The following is a 17,543-nucleotide window of genomic DNA, read 5'->3' as shown; positions in this document are numbered from 1 at the left end:
GCAATTCTCTCCCCTCTAAAGTTACGTGTTCAGCACCTATGTTCCGGGGGCCTTTCGCGCTGTTGGGTTTCCTCGTGCTTCCCACCAAGGTCTTTCGTGATTGGCTAGCCGCCGGGGGCTGATTTACGTACCTTTGCAGACTTATTCGCTTCGCTTTTGCATGGCTAAAAAATCAACGGCTACTTCTTCTGTTTCTTCTTCGGTTGCTGCCAAGCCCAAGTCTGCTCCCAAGGCAGAACGTGCGGCAAAAACGGCCAAGCCTAAAAAAACGGCCGCTGCCGTGGCCGATAACGCCACTGAGCAGGCCACGGCCGCTGTGCAGGCGGTGCCCCTGGCCGAGCAGGTAAACGAAACGGTAGTGGAAAACTACGTGGCCACCCGTGGGCAGCTAACGGGACCCGCCGACCTGGAAGCCCCTTACATTGAGGTGTATGGGGCCCGGGAGCATAACCTGAAGAATGTTTCCGTTCAGATTCCGCGAGGGCGGCTGGTGGTGTTTACCGGCATTTCAGGCTCAGGTAAGTCCTCGTTGGCTTTCGATACGATTTACGCCGAGGGCCAGCGCCGTTACATGGAGACGTTTTCGGCCTATGCCCGCTCCTTTATGGGCGGCTTGGAGCGCCCCGACGTCGATAAGATTGAGGGCCTGTCGCCGGTGATTAGCATCGAGCAGAAAACGACCTCGCGCAACCCCCGCTCCACGGTGGGCACCATCACCGAGATTTACGACTTCCTGCGCCTGCTCTACGCCCGCACGGCCGAGGCCTTCAGCTACGCCACGGGCCAAAAGATGATCCGGCAGAGCGACGACCAGATCATCAACTACATCCTGAAAGAGTACGACGGCCGCAAGCTGGTGGTGCTGGCGCCGGTAGTGAAGGGCCGCAAAGGTCACTACCGGGAGCTGTTCCAGCAGGTAGCCAAGCTGGGCTTCACCAAAGTGCGTGTGGATGGCGAGCTGCTCGACATCACGCCCAAGATGCAGGTGGACCGCTACAAGATTCACGACATCGAAATCGTCATCGACCGGCTCGTGGTGAAAGAGGAAGACCGGTTCCGCCTTTCCGGCTCGGTGCAGAATGCACTTACCCAGGGCAAAGGCACCATGCTGGTGCTCGATGCCGACAAGAAGAAAGACAACACCCAGTTCTTTTCCCGGTTCCTGATGGACCCGGCCACCGGCATTGCCTACGATGACCCGGCGCCCAACACGTTCAGCTTTAACTCACCCTACGGCGCCTGCCCTACCTGCAACGGCCTGGGCGAGGTGCAGGAAATAACCGAGGACTCGGTGATGCCCGACAAGAGGCTGAGCATCAGCCGCGGCGGCATTGCGCCCCTGGGCGAGTACCGCGACATCTGGATTTTCCAGCAGCTGGGCCTCATCGTGAAAAAGCACAAAGCCAGCCTGAGCACGCCCATCGAAAAGCTGCCTGCCGAGCTGGTGGAGCGCCTGCTACACGGGGTGCCCGAAGAAGAAGACGCCGACCCCAAAAAGGCCAACTACGCCGAGCCCTTCGAGGGCATCATCCCGTTTCTGCGCCGCCAGATGGAGTCCGACTCGGAGAATATTCGGGAGTGGATTCAGCAGTACACCCAAGCCCAGGAGTGCCCTGAATGCCAGGGCTACCGCCTCAAAAAAGAGTCGTTGCACTTCAAGATTGCCAACCACCACATCGGGGAGCTGTCGGTGATGGACCTCAGCGACCTGGCGGCTTGGTTTGAGGGCCTGGAAGCCCGCCTCTCCGAGCGCCAGAACCTGATTGCGCGCGAGCTGCTGAAGGAAATCCGCAAGCGCATCGGCTTCCTGCTGGAAGTGGGCCTCGACTACCTGAACCTACACCGCTCGGTGCGCACGCTCTCTGGCGGCGAAAGTCAGCGCATCCGGCTGGCTACGCAGATTGGTACCCAGTTGGTCGGTGTGCTCTACATTATGGACGAGCCCAGCATTGGCCTGCACCAGCGCGACAACGAGCGGCTGATCAAGGCTCTGCAGCACCTGCGCGACCTGGGCAACTCGGTGATTGTGGTGGAGCACGACAAGGATATGATCATGCACGCCGACCACGTGCTGGACATTGGCCCCGGCGCGGGCATTCACGGCGGGCAGATTGTGGCGGCCGGTACGCCCACGGAAATCTTCAGCAGCGGCTCCCTCACTTCCCAATACCTCAGCGGGCAAAAGCACATTGAGCTGCGCAAGAAGAAGCGCACGGGCGAAGGCAACGAGCTGGTGTTGCGCGGGGCCAAAGGCCACAACCTCAAGAACGTGACGGCCAAGTTCCCCTTGGGCAAGCTCATTGCCGTGACGGGCGTGTCGGGCTCGGGCAAGTCGAGCCTGATTCACGATACGCTGTACCCCATCCTCAACCAGCACTTCTTCAACGCTAAGCGTGAGCCGCTGGCGTATGAGAAGATTGAGGGGCTGGAGTTCATTGATAAGGTGATTGAGGTAGACCAGTCGCCGATTGGGCGCACCCCGCGCTCCAACCCGGCTACGTATACCGGCGTGTTCACCGAAATCCGCCAGCTGTTTTCTTCGCTGCCCGAGGCCAAAATCCGCGGGTATGGGCCGGGCCGCTTCTCCTTCAACGTGAAGGGCGGACGCTGTGAAACCTGCGAGGGCGCCGGCATGCGCACCATCGAAATGAACTTCCTGCCCGATGTGCACGTGCCCTGCGAAACTTGCAAAGGCCGCCGCTACAACCGCGAAACGCTGGAAGTGCGCTTCAAGGGCAAGAGCATCACTGACGTGCTGGACATGACGGTGGAAAAGGCCGTGGAGTTCTTCGAGTTTCAGCCTCGTATCCTGCGCAAGATTCAGACCCTAAACGAAGTCGGCCTGGGCTACCTTACCCTGGGTCAGCAGGCTACTACGCTGTCGGGCGGCGAAGCCCAGCGCGTGAAGCTGGCGACGGAGCTCAGCAAGAAGGATACCGGCAAGACATTCTACATCCTCGACGAGCCCACCACCGGCCTGCACTTCGAAGACATTAACCACCTCTCCGTGGTCCTGCACAAGCTCGCCGACAAGGGCAACACCGTCCTCATCATCGAGCACAACCTCGACCTCATCAAGGTTGCCGACCACCTGATTGACATCGGGCCGGAAGGCGGCGCCGGCGGCGGCACCATTGTAGCCCAGGGCACGCCGGAACAGGTTGCCAAGTCGGGGAAAGGTCACACCAGCCGCTTCCTGGCCGAGGAGTTGAAAATAAGTAAGTACGCTGAAGCATAACCACGGCTACAAACACAGAAAACCCGCCGGAGAGCTTCTCTCCGGCGGGTTTTCTTATTATCCAGCAGGCGGTCAGCTTACATGGCCGCGTGCTGCTTGAACATGTTCAGGTGGCTCTGTACTACCGGCGTTACCTTCTGGATAAAGCCCTGCAGGTCCGCGTCCTTGGTCATCTGGGCATGAGCCTGCAGCGTGTTGAAGGTCTTCTGGTGGTCGGCCAGCATCTGCTCCATGTACTTTTTCTCGAAGTCCTTGCCCGAGAGCTTACGCATATCGGCGGCTATGGTCTTGTGCTCGGCGTCCATGTCGGTGGGTAGCGTCACGTTTTTCTTCTGGGCAATGGGCTTCAGGTCCGCCGTCGACTTGGTGTGGTCCTTAATCATCATGTTGGCGTGGTCTTTCACCATGCCCGTCACGCCTTTTTCAAGGGCCAGCTTGCTGAGCTGAATTTCGTTCTGGTCGCTGTGCGCCGCCGACTGCATAAACTCGGGGTCGGTGGAGTGGGGGGCCGTAGGGCCCGCAGCGGCAGCGCCAGCTGAGTCGGTATCGGCCGTCACGGTGGGGCCGGCATTGTTGTCGATAACGGTGGCATCGGCCTGGACGCCGCCGTCTTCTGCGGCTTTGTCCATATCACTCACGGCTTCACCGGCTGTTCCATCGGTGCGGTTGTTGGCGTCGCCGCAGCTGGTGTTCAGGGCTAGCAAGGCTACCAGGGGCAGCGTAGCAAACAGGGTCTTTTTCATGTTGGTTGTGTTGTGGTTGGAGGTAGAATAAAAGAGAAAGAGTAAGGCGCTAGGGTAGCTTTTCGGTCTGATCTACCAGTTGCTTGGCCTGGGTAAGATGGTCGTTCAGCAGGGGGTAGTACTTAGCGGCAAAGCCGCGGATGTCCCCATCATAGGCATCTTCGCGCATGTCATCGAAGGCATCTTCCTGCTTTTCGTGCAACTCGGTCAGCAACTCGGCATACTGCTTATCGAAGGCCGAGCCGGACGCGGCCGTCAGCTGCTGGTACTCTTCCTGCTGCTCACTGCCGAGGGCCTGGGGCACCGTAATGCTTTTTTGCTGGGCTACCGTCTGCAGGCTTTGCGTGACGGCTACGTGCTCTTTCAGGAGCTTGGCCGCGAAGTCGCGCACGGCCGGCACGGTGGCTTTTTGCTGGGCCAGACGGCTGGCCTCCGTGATAAGCTGGCCACGCACCGCCGCTGTTACCAGAAATTCGGCGTCCTGCTCCTGCTTGCGCGTCACGTCGGCCTCGCCAATGCGGCGTTCATTCTCGAAGCGGGCCGCCGCCACGGGGTCCTGCTGGCTGCTGTTGGAGGAACACGCTCCCACCAAAGCCAGGCTGGCCAGGGCTACAAGCGCGTGCGCAGAGCGGCGCGTTAGCATAGGTAGATGATACAACATGAGCTCCTATACGCGCTGGCTGGCTGGTTGTTATTTTGGAGCTTTGGCGGGAGGTAAGAAAATTCGGGCAGGGTGATTAAACCAACTCGCCTGGTGTCATTCCAAAGGCCGAAAAAAGTTCCTCACTCCTAACCTTTTGTTTATGAAACTGCTTACGCTCCGCGCCGCTCGTTTCTCGGCCTTCGCCGCTGCACTCCTCCTTACGGCCAGTTGCGCCAAAGACAGCGACCAGGCGGCGCCGCTGGAAAGTACCGTTTCGGCCGAAGACCAGGGAGCCGCCGAAGAAAGCGCCGCCGATTTGCTGAATTTGGTAAATGCTGCGGCCCCGGAAACTGCCGCCAGTGCCACCGGCACCGAGGCGGAAGCCGGCGACCTGGCCCGCGTAGCCGGCAACTGCCTTACCCGCACCTACGACCCCGCTACCCGCACCCTCACCCTCGACTTTGGCTCGGTGAACTGCGCCGGCCCCAACGGCCGCCTGCGCCGCGGAAAAATCGTGGCCGTGTTCAGCCCCCAGCTGCGCCAGGCAGGTGGCACCATCACGGTTACGCTGGTTGATTACTACGTAAACGACCGGCAGCACACTGGCACACGGCTGTACACCAATTTAGGCCAGGGCTCCTACTCCCTGGATGTGCAGGGCGCCAGCATCATCACGCCGGAAGGCACCGCTCAGTGGACTTCGCAGCGCACGTATACCCGCACGGCTGGCTTCGGCACCCGCGCCCTGCGCGATGATGCCTACTCTGTTACCGGCACCGCCACTGGCACCAACCGGAAGGGCGTGAGTTACACGGCCACTATAGAGCAGCCCCTGATGAAATCATTTGCCGAAGGCTGCGCCCGTCACTTTGTGGCCGGCACCGTGCGCATCACCAACAGCAAGGGAAAGGAGCTGCTACTAAACTACGACCCGGCTGGTACTGCCACCTGCGACAACCAGGCCAGCGTAACCGTCAACGGCCAGACCCGCGTGATTACACTGCCCTAAGCACCATACCGCGTGCATTTACCCACAAAAAAGGCTCCCGCAGGAGCCTTTTTTGTTTGGTTGAAGCTTTAGGACTACTGGCCCTTGAAAGCGGGCTTGCGCTTTTCGGCAAACGCCCGCACCCCTTCCTGGTAGTCCTCCGATTCGCCGGCAATCTGCTGGCACAAAGCCTCGTAGTCCAGCATCTGATCCAGGGTAGCGGCTCCCGATTTATTCAGCATCTGCTTGATGAGGCCAATGGATTTGGTAGGAGCCGAGGCGTAGCGGGCGGCCAGGCCGTAAGCCGCCTCATCCAACTGGTCGGCCGGCACTACCTGGTTTACGAGGCCCAAACGCAAGGCTTCATCGGCTGGGACTTTGGAGCCCAGGGCGCAGAGCTCAAACGCTTTCAGCGAGCCAACCAGCCGCGGCAGGAAGTACGAAGATCCGGAGTCGGGCACTAGGCCGATATTGATGAACACCTCAATCAGGGAAGCTTCAGCCGAAGCGACAATGGCGTCGCAGGCCAGGGCCAGGGAGCAGCCGGCGCCGGCGGCCACGCCGTTGAGGCGGCAAATGATGGGCTTCGGCAGGGCCCGCATGGCCCGAATGATGGGGTTGTAGCGCTTGTGCAGCGAGTCGTAAAACGAGCGTTTTTCGCCGCTGGTCGCACTTTTCAGATCCTGACCCGAGCAGAAGGCCCGGCCGGCCCCAGTCAGCACCACCGCCCGCACGCGCGCATCGCGGGCCACTTGCTTAAGCGCATCCTGCAGCTCATAGCTCTGCGGGTCGTTGAAGGCGTTAAAGACATCGGGGCGGTTTAGGGTGATGGTGGCCACGCCGTCGGGACGGACGTCGTAGAGCAGGCAGGTATACGTGGGCAGGGTGTCGGGCATGGGTAGGAAAGAGTGTGGAGCCGGCAAAATACGCCGAATAGCTTAAACCCGCCGCTACTCCGTCGGCTGCTCGGCCCGCAGAATGGCCTCCGCCACCAGCAGGTCCTCCGGCGTCGTGATTTTCAGGTTGCGGTAGTCGCCCTCCACCAAGTAGATGGGATGTAGGTCTTCCACCACGCTGGCGTCGTCGGTGAAAGTCGTTAGCTCGGGCAGCTGGTAGGCGCGCTGGAGCAGCTCCAGGTCAAAGCACTGAGGCGTCTGGACCAGGCGCAGTCGGGCCCGGTTCAGGGCATAGGAACCCTGCTGGTTCAGGCCTCGCACCGAGTCTTTGGGCACTACGGCGGCCACAGCGGCTCCGTGGTTGTGGGCAGCCTGAAATGTAGCTTCAATAACCGAGCGGGGCGTGAGGGGGCGCACTCCATCGTGTACCGCTACCACGCCGGCCGGCTGCCCCGTCAGGTGGGCCAGCCCATTGCGCACCGAGGCCCAGCGGGTAGCTCCCCCGGCCACGATGGTGTGCGGAATCTGCACCTGGTGCTGGGCGCAGAGCTGGTGCCAGGTGGTAAACTGGTCCTGCGGCAGCACCAGCACGCACTGCTGGATGCCCAGCGCGTGCTCCGAGAAGCGCCGCAGGGTGTGCAGCAGCACCGGTTCCCCCAGCAAGTTCAGAAACTGCTTGGGCTGGCTGGCCCCCATGCGCGTACCGCTGCCGCCCGCCACCAGGATGGCATATCTCGGAGGCTTGGAATCTTGGGATCTTGTGGTCTTGGGGTCATTCATACCGGGCGGGAAGACTGAAGGAAGGTTCGTGTAATGATAGGGCAATAAAAAACGCCGGATGCGCTAATGAAAGAGCATCCGGCGTAATCAGTAAGCCAAGTAAAACCTACAGCTAAGTCCCCTACTACAAAATCAGCATGGCGTCGCCGTAGCTGAAGAAGCGGTATTTTTCCTTGATGGCCAGCTTGTAGGCCTCAATGAGGAAGTCGTAGCCCGCGAAGGCGGCCGACATCATCATGAGCGTGCTTTCCGGCGTGTGGAAGTTGGTGAGCAGGCAGTTGGCAATCTTGAAATCATACGGAGGGAAGATAAACCGGTCGGTCCACCCTTCCGTGGGCTTCAGGCGCGCATTGGCCGACACCGACGACTCCATGGCACGCATAGAGGTGGTGCCGATGGCGCAGACCCGCTTTTTGTTGTCGAGGGCCCGGTTCACGATGGTGGCCGTACCGGCTGGCACCACAAAGTTCTCCGAGTCCATCTTGTGCTTGGTCAGGTCTTCCACGTCCACGGGCCGGAACGTACCCAGGCCCACGTGCAGGGTTACCGGGGCCATGTCTACCCCCTTGATTTCGAGGCGCTTCATCACCTCGCGGGTGAAGTGCAGGCCAGCCGAAGGGGCCGCTACGGCGCCGGTGTTCTTGGCATAGATGGTCTGGTACCGCTCCTTGTCGGCGGCTTCCGTATCCCGCAAAATGAACTCCTTGGGAATGGGCGTCTCGCCTAGGTCGTGCAGAGCCTTGTAGAACTCTTCGTCGGAGCCATCGAACAGGAACTTGATGGTGCGGCCGCGGGACGTGGTGTTGTCGATTACCTCCGCTACCATGTCCGACTCGCCGAAGTACAGCTTGTTGCCCACCCGGATTTTACGGGCGGGGTCAACGAGTACGTCCCACAGGTGAATTTCCTTGTTAAGCTCCCGCAACAGGAATACTTCAATTTGTGCCCCGGTCTTTTCCTTGTTGCCGTAGAGGCGGGCCGGAAAAACCTTGGTGTCATTCACGACCATCACGTCGCCATCCTCAAAATATTCAATGATATCTTTGAATACCCGGTGCTCGATTTTGCCCGTGCTGCGGTGGAGCACCATGAGGCGCGATTCGTCGCGGTTTTTGGTAGGATGCTGGGCCACGAGGGCCTCAGGCAGGTCAAACTTGAACTCGGACAGTTTCATGGGCCAAAAAGGGCAATAGGAGGGGAACCTAACGAAAAATTTGAGGGTGCGAAAGTACACACAATGGCTGGATAAATCGTTACTTTCCGCCCGAAAACGCTGAAATGGAGTAGGGGCAAAGCGGAGAAGTTATATTCTGTTGTCCAGCACCGCCCATTTCGTTCTGCACCCCCGCCACACGCCTGCTATGAAAACCATACGTCTGACATTTGAAAGTTTCCGGTTTGCTTGGCAAGCCCTTCGCGCCAACCTGCTGCGTACGGTGCTGTCGTTGCTGGGCGTCACGGTGGGCATCTTCGCCATCATTGCCGTGTTTGCCGTCGTCGATTCGCTGGAGGCCAACGTGCGGCAGAGCATGAGCTTTGTGGGCGACAAGGTGATTTACGTGCAGAAGTGGCCCTGGGCGTTTGGTGGCGACTACCCCTGGTGGAAGTACTTCAACCGGCCCAATCCGTCCGTTCAGGAGTTTCGGGAGCTGCAGCGGATGCTGTCGACGGAAAACCAGCGGGGCGTGGCCCTGTTTGCGGCCCGGGGTGGCAATACGCTCAAGGCCGGCAACAACAGCGTGGAAAGCATTGCCCTGCAGGGCGTCACCTTCGATTACCGTCTGGTGTCGGATGTGCCCGTGCAGGAAGGGCGCTACTTTACGGCGCAGGAAATGGATGCGGCGCGCAACGTGGCCGTGGTGGGGTACGATATTGCCCACAACCTGTACCCCAACGGCTCGGCCCTGGGCAAGGAGTTCCGCACCCACGGGCAGAAGTTCAACATCATTGGGGTGATGCAGAAGGAAGGCAAAAAGCTGCTGGACACGCCCAGCAACGACACCAACTGCCTGGTTCCGCTCTCAGCGTTTACGAAAATATTTGCCCTAAGCATCGGTAACTCGGGTGGGGCCCAGGCCACCATCGGCGTGAAAGGCGTTGACACCGACCCCGGCATGCTGAACCTGGAGTCGGAAATCCAGGGGGCTATGCGCACCATCCGGGGGCTGAAACCCCGCGAAGAAGACAACTTTGCCCTGAACCGCCCCGAAATGCTGGCCAATGCCATTTCCCAGCTGTTCTCCATCATCGGGGTGGCCGGGGCCGTTATCGGCTCGTTTGCCATCCTGGTGGGGGGCTTCGGCATTGCCAACATCATGTTCGTGTCGGTAAAGGAGCGCACCAACATCATCGGCATTCAGAAGTCCCTGGGGGCCAAGAATTACTTCGTACTGTTCCAGTTTCTGTTTGAGGCCATATTCCTGTGCCTGCTCGGCGGGGGCGCCGGTATTCTGCTGGTGTACCTCATTACGCTGATTCCGCAGGACGCCATGCCTATCTTCCTCTCGGCGGGCAACATCGCGCTGGGCCTCACCGTGTCGGTAGTAATCGGGGTGCTGGCGGGTATTATTCCGGCGGTGCTGGCCTCCAACCTCGACCCCGTTATTGCCATCCGCTCGAAGTAATTGGCTGGCCTGGTACGTGGCCGGGCCAGCGTAATAATTTGATGATTGTGCTAGCGTGATGTTAACAAACTGTTAACTTGCGGGTCGCTACTTTTGGTCGCCTTCCTTCCGTGAGGCGGCTTTTTTTTGCCTTTTTCTTTTTCCATTTACCGGGTGCCGGCCATTTCCCCCCTGCCGTTCCGAGCCGTTGGCCGGTGGCAGCCGGCACCTTATTTCCCCTTTGTAGCTCCTATGGCGAAGCTCAAAAAAACCAGCAGAACCAAAATAGCTGACCAGGTGCTGAATGCCGGCAGTGGCCAGACCATTGTGCAGCCCAACGTCAACGACAACAAGGTTAAAACCATCAGTGATATCCGGGAGCAAACCCACGGCAAGCGCACGGTGCAGGTCGACGACGAGCAGCGCATCCGAAAGGCGTTTGTTGATAAAGACTGGAATGAAATCAAGATTGCAGACTCCTGGCAGATCTTTAAAGTAATGGCCGAGTTCGTGGAAGGCTTCGAGAAGCTGACCAAGATCGGGCCCTGCGTATCTATTTTCGGCTCGGCCCGCACCAAGCCCGAAAACCCCTACTACCAGATGGCCGAAGAAATTGCGGCCAAGTTGGTGCGCCACGGTTACGGCGTGATTACGGGCGGTGGCCCCGGCATCATGGAAGCCGGCAACAAGGGGGCTCACTCCGAGGGTGGCAAGTCGGTGGGGCTCAACATTGAGCTGCCCTTCGAGCAGTTCAACAACATCTACATCGACCCCGACAAGATCATCAACTTCGACTACTTCTTCGTGCGCAAGGTGATGTTCATCAAGTACGCCCAGGGCTTTGTAGGCATGCCTGGCGGCTTCGGCACCCTCGACGAGCTGTTTGAAGCCATTACGCTCATTCAAACCAAGAAAATTGGTCGTTTCCCCATCGTGTTGGTGGGCTCGGCTTACTGGAATGGCCTATTTAAGTGGATTGAGGAAGTGATGCTGCACGAGGAGCACAACATCTCGCCCGAAGACATGGAGCTGGTGCAGATTGTGGACGATGCTGAGTCGGCCGTAAAAATCATCGACGACTTCTACAGCAAGTACCTGCTCTCGCCGAACTTCTAGGGTTGCTTTGGCTGCAGGCCATCTTGCTACACGTGGTATCCTCAACAGCCTAGCTAACGTCAAAAAGCCGCCTCCCAGGAAGCGGCTTTTTTGTTTACAACTGCTGAGACAGTTTGATATAAGAATTGTTAATCCTGCGGGCTGTATCATGCTGTCGTGTAGCTTCGCTCAACGAACTGTCCCTGGAATCCGTGCAATCCAATAAAACAGAGCCAAGCCGTGAGTATGACTACCTCATTGTAGGCGGCGGCGCGGCGGGCCTGAGCCTGGCCTACCACATCAGCCAGGCCCCGGCCCTGGCCGATAAGCGCGTGCTATTGCTCGAGCCCGAGGCCAAAAGCCAGAATGACCGGACCTGGTCGTTCTGGGCCGATGCGCCTACCTTGTTTGATGGAATTGTGGCGCACGAGTGGGAACAGCTGGCGTTTCGCAGTCCGGGCTTCGAGCAGGTTTTTCCTCTGCAGAACTACCGCTATAAGATGATTCGGGGGCTGGATTTCTACCAGTTTGTGCAAGCGGCCTTAGCTGGCAATTCCCAGTTTACCCGCCTGCAGACTACCGTAGAGCACCTAGAAAACACGCCGGATGGGGCCCGGGCCACCACTGCCCTGGGCACATTCACCGCCCGCTACGCCTTCGACAGCCGGCCTCCTAACCTAGCGCAGCAGAAACAACCAGAAAGGTACCGCTACCTGCTACAGCACTTTGTGGGCTGGGAAGTGGAAACGGAGCAAGACGTGTTCGACCCGGCAACGGTGGAGTTTATGGACTTTCGCGGCGAGCAGCGCCAAGAGGCTCGGTTCATGTACGTGCTGCCGTTTAGTCCCCGCCGGGCCTTGGTGGAGTACACGCTGTTTTCGGCCGCGCCGCTACCCAAGGCTGAATACGAAGAAGCCCTTCGGAATTATCTACGCGATACGCTGGGCGTTACGGAATTCCGCATTGAGGCCGTAGAAATAGGGGCCATACCGATGACCGACCACCCGCTGCCAGCACGGGATGGGCCGCATATCATCAACTTGGGTACGCGGGCGGGGCGGGCCAAACCCAGCACAGGGTATGCTTTTCAGCGCATTCAGGCGCACTCGACGCGGTTAGTAGAGGGGCTTGTTGCTACGGGCCAACCTCCGCGCGACCCAACCGGCGACCAGTGGCAGTTTCATATGTTTGATACCTTGCTGCTCGACATCATGCAGCGGCAGGGCGAGCAAACCCGCGCCATTTTCACCGAGCTGTTTCAGCGCAACCCCGTCGAGCGGATTTTTCGTTTTCTGGATGAGCGCACGTCCGCCTGGGAAAACTTTCAGATCATGAATTCGGTAACGCCCTGGCCCTTTCTGCGCTCTATCTGGCACGTGGTGCGGGGCCGGCCGGGGCAAAGATGAGTTGAGGGTAGAAGACACTCCTTCACCCGTGTGCCGCGAGGCTTTCTTCGCTTTCCAGAAACGCCCGCTCTGCCTCCACCACAGCCGCCGACAACACCTGTAGCGAAGGCACGGGCCGCGACAGGTTCAGCACGTAACCCGACAGAGCCGCGAGGTTATCCAGGTCGTGGGTGATGCAGAGAATGGTTTTCTGCTGTTCCACCACCCAGCGATGCAGGAGGGAAAATACCCTTCGCCGGTAGTACACGTCAAGCTGCTGGGTGGGCTCGTCGAGCAGGTACACATCGGCATCCTGCAAACTCAGCTGGGCCAGCCATACCAGCTGCTGCTCTCCGCCGGAGAGCAGAGTAAAGTCGCGGTGGGCGAGGTGACCAGCGCCTACGCCTGCTAGGGCTTCAGCGGCCAGGGCATAGTCGTGAGCGGAGTAGCCACCCAGGAAACGGTGGTGGCGGTAGCGCCCCATCACTACCAGCTCGCGCACCGCAATCGAAAAGCCCACCACATTGCGCTGGGGCAGGTGAGCAAGCAGCCCCGTAGCCGCCGGGCGCCGCAGGGTACGCAGGTCGTGGCCCGCCAGCTGCACGGTACCCTGGTACGGTAGCTGGCCGGTGAGCACGCGAAAGAGCGTGGTTTTGCCGCAGCCGTTGTGGCCGATAACGGCCACGAAGGCCGGCTCGGGCAGGCACAAAAAAAGGTTGCGGAGCAGAACACGCTGTTCATACCCCGCAACCAGATTTTCAATCTGTAGAACTGAGAGCTTAGACATCAGAACTGAGAATTAGGATAAAAGCACCTTCGACCAGATGGTCTAAGGTCTAAGCTCTTAGTTCTAAACTCTTATTTCTAGTATTCGTCTTCGTTGAACATGAAGTCTTCTTTCGTCGGATAGTCAGGCCAGACTTCTTCGATATTCTCATACGGTTGACCGTCGTCCTCCAGCGCCTGCAGGTTTTCTACCACTTCCATCGGGGCTCCCGAGCGGATAGAGTAGTCAATCAATTCGTCCTTGGTGGCGGGCCAGGGTGCGTCTTCCAGATATGAAGCCAGTTCCAGCGTCCAATACATAGTCGTGTGTGCTACAAAAAAAGGGTTGGCAAAAGAAGAAGTTCGTAAGCAGCTTCCTAACGGAAGGTAGGGGTTTTTGCTGCTTAACGACGACAACGTAAAATAACGTGCAAAGTTGGACTATGCAACCAAGCGCTGCCGCAACAGTTCAATTAACTCAGTCTTGGTGCGGATTTTTCGCTGGAAGGTGCGGATTTTACCCTGCAACATCGTGCGGAAGGCGTCGTTGCCGGGGGCGTTGCTCAGCTTGTCGAGGTTTTGCTCCAGCACTTCCTGCTCCTGCTTGTCCGACTTGATGAAGTCGCGCAGGGCCTGGACCCGCACATTGTACTGCTCTTCGGGCGTGCTCACGTCGAGGCCGCTGGCCTGGCGCTTGCGCACGAAGTGCTCCAGGGCGCTGAGCTCAAACACCTTGTCGCAGGCGGCCAGGAACTGCTCCCACACACGGTCCGACTCCTCGCCCCGCACCGGGCCTACTTGTTTCCAGGCAGCCTGCAGCTCCTTGGCCCGCGTCACGGCCTGGGCCATGGGCTGGTCCAGCAGGGCCGTGGCTTCGGCTACCAGGGCGCGCTTGCGGGCCAGGTTGTCTTCGGCGCTGCCGCTCAGGGCGCCGGTGGCTGCTTCGGGGCGGCGGGTGTTGATGTGCACCTTTAGGCGCTCGAAGAAGTGGTTGTGGGCGGCCCGGAAGCGCGTCCACAGGTCGTTGGCCTGCTTGCGCGGCAGGGAGCCTTGCACTTCTTTCCACTCCTGCTGCAGCTGCTTGAGCTTGCGGGTCGTTTCCTCGAAGTCGTTGGAGTTCTGCAGGGCTTCCGACTTGTGAATCAGCTCCTTGTACTTGTCGTACACGCGGTTGACCATGGCCTTCTTCTCGGCCTGGAACTGCTTGCGGGCAGCAAAGAAAGAATCAACCGCCGCCTGGAACCGGGTTTCCAGCTCTTCGGTGTGCTGCTTTTCCACCGGCCCGGTCTTGATCCAGATCTGGCGCAGCTCCTTCACCTTCTCGCTGGCACCGGCCCAGTCCACGGTGTTTTTCAGCTCCCCGGCTTCCTGAATCAGGTTGATTTTGGTGGCCAGGTTTTTCTCGCGGTTGCGGTTCACGGTCACCTTCACGCCTTCCTCGGCCTCGGTGAGGCGGCGGTGCAGGGTCTCAAAGTCGCCGAGGGCATCGTAGCTGGCTACCTGCTCTTTCAGGTGCTGGGCCTTCATCAGGAAGGAGCCTTTGTTTTCGGCTTCCTCTATTTTCTGAAGCAGGTCTTCCACCTTGCTCCGAAACAACTCAAAGCGCTGTGCAAAGTAGACCAGCGAAGCGTCGGCCGACTCTTTTACCTGGCCTACGCGTCGGGCCGGGAGCTGCATAAAGGGGCGCAGCCACACTTCCTCGCCTTCAACGTAACCGTAGCGACGTGCTTCGGCCAACAGGTACTCTTGTGATTCCATAAAGGGGGACTGAAATAGCGCGCGGGCGTATAGGTGGGTGTTCGGGAGTTCAGGGCAAAAAGTACTACAAGTTTACGGCTTGCCGCGCAAAGTCGGTGCGCAAGCCTGGCAGTAGCCGGTCTGGGAAAGCCGCCGGGGCCTGCCTACCTTTGAGCTACCGGGCCCGCGGACCCGGTAGTCTCGGCTGGTAGCTCCTGCCTCTGCTACGCGCCCGGTGGGCCGGCGGTTATGCCCCCGGCCGCCGGCTGCCGCTACCAGAGACGCATTTCAGCCAGCTAATCGTTGCAACGACCCGCCGCAAGGTCCATGCTTTTTGTTCTTCTTTCGCTATGTCCGACCAGCCCACCATCATTTTCTCCATGGCCGGGGTCACCAAGGTGTACCCGCCCCAGAAACAGGTTCTCAAAAACATCTACCTCTCGTTTTTCTACGGGGCCAAAATCGGCGTGCTCGGCCTCAACGGCTCGGGTAAGTCCTCCCTGCTGAAGATTATTGCCGGGGTGGACAAGCAGTTTCAGGGCGAGGTGGTATGGTCGCCGGGCTACTCGGTGGGCTACCTGGAGCAGGAGCCCCAGCTCGACGCCACCAAAACGGTGCTGGAAGTGGTGCAGGAAGGCACCGCCGAAACCGTGGCCCTGCTTAAGGAGTTCGACGAAATCAACGAGGCCTTCGGGGCCGAAGATGCCGACTTCGACAAGCTGCTGGAGCGCCAGGGTACCGTGCAAGAGCGCCTCGACCAGCTCGATGCCTGGAACCTGGACTCCAAGCTGGAGCGCGCCATGGATGCCCTGCGCACCCCCGCCCCCGATGCCCTCATCGGCAACCTCTCGGGCGGGGAAAAGCGCCGCGTGGCCCTCTGCCGCCTCCTGCTCCAGGAGCCCGATGTGCTCCTGCTCGACGAACCCACCAACCACCTCGACGCCGAGAGCGTGCTGTGGCTGGAGCAGCACCTGCAGCAGTATAAAGGCACCGTCATTGCCGTGACGCACGACCGGTACTTCCTCGACAACGTGGCGGGCTGGATTCTGGAGCTGGACCGCGGCGAGGGTATTCCGTGGAAGGGCAACTATTCGTCCTGGCTGGAGCAGAAGGCCTCGCGCCTGGCCCAGGAAGAGAAAACCGAGAGCAAGCGCCAGAAAACCCTGCAGCGCGAGCTGGAATGGGTGCGCATGGCCCCCAAGGCCCGCCAGGCTAAGAGCAAGGCCCGCCTCGCCGGCTACGACAAGATGGTGAACGAGGATGCCCGCGAGAAGGAGCAGAAGCTGGAGCTGTTCATCCCCGACGGCCCGCGCCTGGGGGCGCAGGTGATTGAAGCCGAGGGCCTCACCAAATCGTTTGGCGACAAGCTGCTGTTCGAAAACCTGTCGTTTAATCTGCCGCAGGGCGGCATTGTGGGCATCATCGGGCCGAACGGCGCCGGCAAAACCACCTTGTTCCGCCTCATCACCGGCCAGCTGGAGCCCGACGCGGGCACCTTCGTGGTGGGCCCCACGGTACAAACGGCCTACGTAGACCAGCAGCATGACACGCTGGAGCCCAACAAGTCGGTGTTTGAAACCATTTCGGGCGGCACCGAAACCATGCTGCTGGCCGGCCGCCAAGTAAACTCCCGGGCCTTTGTGAGCAACTTCAACTTCCGCGGCGGCGACCAGGAAAAGAAAGTCGGCTCGCTCTCGGGCGGGGAGCGGAACCGGGTGCACCTGGCTACCACCCTCAAGCAGGGCGCCAACCTGCTCCTGCTCGACGAACCCACCAACGACCTGGACGTGAATGCCATCCGGGCCCTGGAAGACGCGCTGGAGAACTTTGCCGGCTGCGCCGTCATCATCAGCCACGACCGGTGGTTCCTCGACCGCCTGGCCACCCACATCCTGGCCTTCGAGGGCGACTCGCAGGTGGTCTGGTTCGAGGGCAACTTCTCCGACTATGAGGAAGCCAAGAAGAAGCGGTTAGGTGACGTAGAGCCTAAGCGCGTGCGGTACCGGAGCTTGAATTAAGCGCATCGTGTAAATTGAAACGCGCCGCCGGAATTGTTTCCGGCGGCGCGTTTCAATTTATCCTAGCTAAGCAACACCACGTCGTTGCAAAGCTGAAGCAGCATTGCAAGGTTTAAATAGTTGCATTGGCTTCTGAAGGCAGGATATAGTCCCTGTTGCAAGTTGCTAAACGATATTGACGTACCGAGGAAGTAGAAGCAAGTATGGTATCTTTTATGGTTGAAAGAAGATGTAGTGTAGCGAGAAATACTTTCCTGTTGAAAACTGAGAAACCGTAGTCTTTTCTGGCTTTGCATAAAAGGGGCCGCTTACAGCGTAGGCTTGGCTGAGCCGGTCAACATAACCACATGCTACGCCAAAATCCAGCAGAAACTTATGACTTCTACCTAGCACTAGCCCACCTCCTGCCATCAGCCGAGGACGCACTTTATCCGACACTGCCAATCCAGGGCCAAAGCCAACGTGCCCCCCAAGCCAGCTGACCTCCTCCCAATTGCTGGACCGGCTAGAAGTAGAGCATCAGGCGGTTTGACCTCCTCCCAATTGCTGGACCGGCTAGAAGTAGAGCATCAGGCGGTTTGAAGCTCGACAGTAGCGGCGGCCGCCATTGCCTGATCGGGCGTTAAATTCTGTAACGAACTGTGTGGCCGGA

The 17,543-nt window shown here is 59.3% G+C and carries 14 protein-coding genes; 6 read left to right on the top strand and 8 right to left on the bottom strand.

The features are described 5' to 3' along the window. Positions 1 to 160: 160 nt before the first annotated feature. Positions 161 to 3,238, top strand: a complete 3,078-nt coding sequence (gene uvrA, locus FY528_RS06550; protein WP_149070199.1) for an excinuclease ABC subunit UvrA — start codon at positions 161 to 163, stop codon at positions 3,236 to 3,238. A gap of 77 nt (positions 3,239 to 3,315) precedes the next feature. Here the strand turns inward: uvrA and FY528_RS06545 are convergent, their stop codons facing one another. Beyond that, positions 3,316 to 3,981, bottom strand: a complete 666-nt coding sequence (locus tag FY528_RS06545) for a DUF4142 domain-containing protein (protein WP_149070198.1) — start codon at positions 3,979 to 3,981, stop codon at positions 3,316 to 3,318. Between the two features lie 49 nt (positions 3,982 to 4,030). Continuing rightward, positions 4,031 to 4,624: a DUF4142 domain-containing protein gene (locus FY528_RS06540; RefSeq protein ID WP_187632031.1), complete on the bottom strand. Its 594-nt coding sequence runs from the start codon at positions 4,622 to 4,624 to the stop codon at positions 4,031 to 4,033. 160 nt (positions 4,625 to 4,784) lie between these two features. Here FY528_RS06540 and FY528_RS06535 point away from each other — a divergent pair, with 160 nt between their 5' ends. After that, positions 4,785 to 5,633 (top strand): hypothetical protein, encoded by an 849-nt coding sequence (locus FY528_RS06535; protein WP_149070196.1) that lies wholly within the window; start codon positions 4,785 to 4,787, stop codon positions 5,631 to 5,633. A 74-nt stretch (positions 5,634 to 5,707) separates the two neighbouring features. Here FY528_RS06535 and FY528_RS06530 read toward each other — a convergent pair whose 3' ends face one another. The 3 genes from FY528_RS06530 to queA all read right to left on the bottom strand — a co-directional run bounded on the left by FY528_RS06530 (position 5,708) and on the right by queA (position 8,462). After that, positions 5,708 to 6,508 (bottom strand): enoyl-CoA hydratase-related protein, encoded by an 801-nt coding sequence (locus tag FY528_RS06530; protein ID WP_149070195.1) that lies wholly within the window; start codon positions 6,506 to 6,508, stop codon positions 5,708 to 5,710. 54 nt (positions 6,509 to 6,562) lie between these two features. Continuing rightward, a complete protein-coding gene (locus tag FY528_RS06525; protein WP_149070194.1) occupies positions 6,563 to 7,288 on the bottom strand; it encodes a 2-C-methyl-D-erythritol 4-phosphate cytidylyltransferase in 726 nt (241 codons plus the stop codon). A 124-nt stretch (positions 7,289 to 7,412) separates the two neighbouring features. Then, entirely contained in the window at positions 7,413 to 8,462 is a 1,050-nt protein-coding gene (gene queA / locus FY528_RS06520) for a tRNA preQ1(34) S-adenosylmethionine ribosyltransferase-isomerase QueA (RefSeq protein ID WP_149070193.1), read from the bottom strand. Positions 8,463 to 8,649: 187 nt separating this feature from the next. On the opposite strand from queA, the gene FY528_RS06515 reads away from it, so the two are divergent. The 3 genes from FY528_RS06515 (at position 8,650) to FY528_RS06505 (ending at position 12,392) form a co-directional block, all read left to right on the top strand. Next, a complete protein-coding gene (locus FY528_RS06515; RefSeq protein WP_149070192.1) occupies positions 8,650 to 9,912 on the top strand; it encodes an ABC transporter permease in 1,263 nt (420 codons plus the stop codon). A 231-nt stretch (positions 9,913 to 10,143) separates the two neighbouring features. Beyond that, positions 10,144 to 11,007, top strand: a complete 864-nt coding sequence (locus FY528_RS06510; RefSeq protein ID WP_149070191.1) for an LOG family protein — start codon at positions 10,144 to 10,146, stop codon at positions 11,005 to 11,007. A gap of 191 nt (positions 11,008 to 11,198) precedes the next feature. After that, on the top strand, positions 11,199 to 12,392 hold the full coding sequence (locus FY528_RS06505; RefSeq protein ID WP_187632030.1) for a lycopene cyclase family protein: 1,194 nt from the start codon (positions 11,199 to 11,201) through the stop codon (positions 12,390 to 12,392). 22 nt (positions 12,393 to 12,414) lie between these two features. On the opposite strand, the gene FY528_RS06500 is transcribed toward FY528_RS06505, so the two are convergent. From FY528_RS06500 to FY528_RS06490, 3 genes are all read right to left on the bottom strand, one after another. After that, on the bottom strand, positions 12,415 to 13,158 hold the full coding sequence (locus FY528_RS06500; protein WP_149070189.1) for an ABC transporter ATP-binding protein: 744 nt from the start codon (positions 13,156 to 13,158) through the stop codon (positions 12,415 to 12,417). Positions 13,159 to 13,235: 77 nt separating this feature from the next. Continuing rightward, positions 13,236 to 13,457: a DUF2795 domain-containing protein gene (locus FY528_RS06495; RefSeq protein WP_019948259.1), complete on the bottom strand. Its 222-nt coding sequence runs from the start codon at positions 13,455 to 13,457 to the stop codon at positions 13,236 to 13,238. Between the two features lie 120 nt (positions 13,458 to 13,577). Further along, positions 13,578 to 14,894: a DUF349 domain-containing protein gene (locus FY528_RS06490; protein WP_149070188.1), complete on the bottom strand. Its 1,317-nt coding sequence runs from the start codon at positions 14,892 to 14,894 to the stop codon at positions 13,578 to 13,580. Positions 14,895 to 15,223: 329 nt separating this feature from the next. Here FY528_RS06490 and ettA point away from each other — a divergent pair, with 329 nt between their 5' ends. After that, positions 15,224 to 16,891 carry an energy-dependent translational throttle protein EttA gene (ettA, locus tag FY528_RS06485; protein WP_149070187.1) on the top strand — a complete coding sequence of 556 codons (1,668 nt, stop codon included), beginning with the start codon at positions 15,224 to 15,226 and terminating at the stop codon, positions 16,889 to 16,891. Positions 16,892 to 17,543: the final 652 nt, after the last annotated feature.

It is taken from the genome of Hymenobacter lutimineralis, assembly GCF_008271285.1.
Taxonomy (GTDB): Bacteria; Bacteroidota; Bacteroidia; order Cytophagales; family Hymenobacteraceae; genus Hymenobacter; species Hymenobacter lutimineralis.
Note: the sequence above shows the minus strand (reverse complement) of the source record. Positions and strands in the feature narration are given on the sequence as shown.

Coding starts and splice junctions, on each gene's coding strand:
- FY528_RS06515 (WP_149070192.1), top strand. CDS start 8,650: ATGAAAACCATACGTCTGACATTTGAAAGTTTCCGGTTTGCTTGGCAA.
- FY528_RS06525 (WP_149070194.1), bottom strand. CDS start 7,288: ATGAATGACCCCAAGACCACAAGATCCCAAGATTCCAAGCCTCCGAGA.
- FY528_RS06500 (WP_149070189.1), bottom strand. CDS start 13,158: ATGTCTAAGCTCTCAGTTCTACAGATTGAAAATCTGGTTGCGGGGTAT.
- FY528_RS06510 (WP_149070191.1), top strand. CDS start 10,144: ATGGCGAAGCTCAAAAAAACCAGCAGAACCAAAATAGCTGACCAGGTG.
- FY528_RS06495 (WP_019948259.1), bottom strand. CDS start 13,457: ATGTATTGGACGCTGGAACTGGCTTCATATCTGGAAGACGCACCCTGG.
- queA (WP_149070193.1), bottom strand. CDS start 8,462: ATGAAACTGTCCGAGTTCAAGTTTGACCTGCCTGAGGCCCTCGTGGCC.
- FY528_RS06490 (WP_149070188.1), bottom strand. CDS start 14,894: ATGGAATCACAAGAGTACCTGTTGGCCGAAGCACGTCGCTACGGTTAC.
- FY528_RS06545 (WP_149070198.1), bottom strand. CDS start 3,981: ATGAAAAAGACCCTGTTTGCTACGCTGCCCCTGGTAGCCTTGCTAGCC.
- FY528_RS06530 (WP_149070195.1), bottom strand. CDS start 6,508: ATGCCCGACACCCTGCCCACGTATACCTGCCTGCTCTACGACGTCCGT.
- FY528_RS06535 (WP_149070196.1), top strand. CDS start 4,785: ATGAAACTGCTTACGCTCCGCGCCGCTCGTTTCTCGGCCTTCGCCGCT.
- FY528_RS06540 (WP_187632031.1), bottom strand. CDS start 4,624: ATGCTAACGCGCCGCTCTGCGCACGCGCTTGTAGCCCTGGCCAGCCTG.
- uvrA (WP_149070199.1), top strand. CDS start 161: ATGGCTAAAAAATCAACGGCTACTTCTTCTGTTTCTTCTTCGGTTGCT.
- ettA (WP_149070187.1), top strand. CDS start 15,224: ATGTCCGACCAGCCCACCATCATTTTCTCCATGGCCGGGGTCACCAAG.